This window comes from Streptomyces javensis (assembly GCF_039525925.1).
In the GTDB taxonomy this organism is placed as follows: Bacteria; Actinomycetota; Actinomycetes; order Streptomycetales; family Streptomycetaceae; genus Streptomyces; species Streptomyces asiaticus.
In genome coordinates, this window is sequence record NZ_BAAAIF010000229.1 from 1 (window position 1) to 1,574 (window position 1,574).

The 1,574-nt window shown below is 67.9% G+C and carries 1 protein-coding gene; it reads left to right on the forward strand.

The genetic code is table 11. The annotated features are described in order from the left end of the window. The coding region (locus tag ABD329_RS48435; protein ID WP_425574483.1) for an SDR family oxidoreductase at window positions 1–1,574 on the forward strand (1,574 nt) is incomplete at both ends.

Consider the following 1,574-nt stretch of genomic DNA (forward strand, 5'->3'; position numbering starts at 1 on the left):
GACGAGCTTTATGCGGGTTTTGCTGGTCGGGGTTATGAGTATGGGCCGTTGTTTCAGGGGTTGCGGGCGGTGTGGCGGTTGGGTGATGCGGTGTTTGCGGAGGTGTGTTTGCCGGAGGGGGTTGATGGTGGTGGGTTTGGGGTGCATCCGGCGTTGTTGGATGCGGCGTTTCAGGCTTTGTTGATTGTGGGTGGTGAGGGTTCGGGTGAGGGTGTGGGGGAGCGGGTGAGGTTGCCGTTTGCGGTGGGTGGTGTGCGGTTGGAGGGGCGGGGTGTTGTTCGGTTGCGGGTGGGTGTGCGGTTGGTGGGTGTGGATGAGGTTGCGGTTGAGCTGGCGGATGAGGGTGGCCGGTTTGTGGGTGTGGTGGAGTCGTTGAAGGTGCGGTCGGTGTCGGTTGGGCAGTTGGCCGGGGTGGGTGCGGGTCGGGATTGTTTGTTTGAGGTGGGGTGGGAGCGGGTTTCTGCGGATGTGGTGCGGGGTGGGGTGGTGGGTCCGGTGGTGGCGTCGTTGGCGGGTGGGGATGTGGTGGCGTTGGAGCGGTTGGCGGGTTGTGGGGTGGTGCCGGATGTGGTGGTTCTGACGGTGCCTGGGGATGCTGATTGCGGGTCTGGTGGTGTGGTGGGTGGGGTGCATCGGGTGGTGCGGGAGACCGCTGGGGTGTTGGGGATGTTTGTGGGGGATGAGCGGTGGTCGGGGAGTCGTTTGTTGGTGCGGACCAGTGGTGCGGTGGTGGTGGAGCCGGGTGAGCGGGTGGGTAGTTTTGCGGGTGCGGCGGTGTGGGGTTTGGTGCGTAGTGCGCAGGTGGAGCATCCGGACCGGTTCCTGCTCGCTGATGTCGTCGAAGACGGGCGTGATGGTGGTGCGGGTCTTGACGCTGGTGTGGTGGGCGGTCTGGTGGCGTGTGGCGAGCCCCAGCTCGCGGTGCGTGGGGATGTGGTGCGGTGCGCCCGTCTGGCACGGGTCAGTGGGGCTGGTGCTGCGGGGCTGACCGACCGGTGGCAGGGTCCGGGGACGGTGTTGGTCACTGGTGGCACCGGGACGCTGGGCGGTTTGGTGGCCCGGCATCTGGTCGCCGAGCACGGAGTGGAGCATGTGCTGCTGGTGAGCCGTCGGGGCCTGGATGCGCCGGGGGCGTCGGAGCTGTGTGAGCAGATCGAGGAGCTGGGCGGCCGGGTGACGGTCCGCTCCTGTGACACCAGTGACCGTGATGCGGTGCGTGAGCTGCTCGCTGGCGTTCCGGCGGAGGTGCCGTTGCGGGGTGTGGTGCATGCCGCGGGTGTGCTGGATGACGCGACCGTGGAGGGCCTGGGCCGGGAGCAGATCGAGCGGGTGCTGGCCCCGAAGGTGGATGCGGCTTGGCACCTTCATGAGCTGACCCAGGACATGGACCTGGAGGCGTTCGTCCTGTTCTCCTCGGCTGCGGGCGTGCTGGGCAATGCCGGGCAGGCCAACTACGCGGCGGCCAACACCTTCCTGGACGCTCTGGCTCAGCACCGGCGGGCCCAGGGGCTGCCCGCTGTGTCCCTGGCCTGGGGCCTGTGGGCGCAGGACAGCGGGATGACCGGCCACCTGGG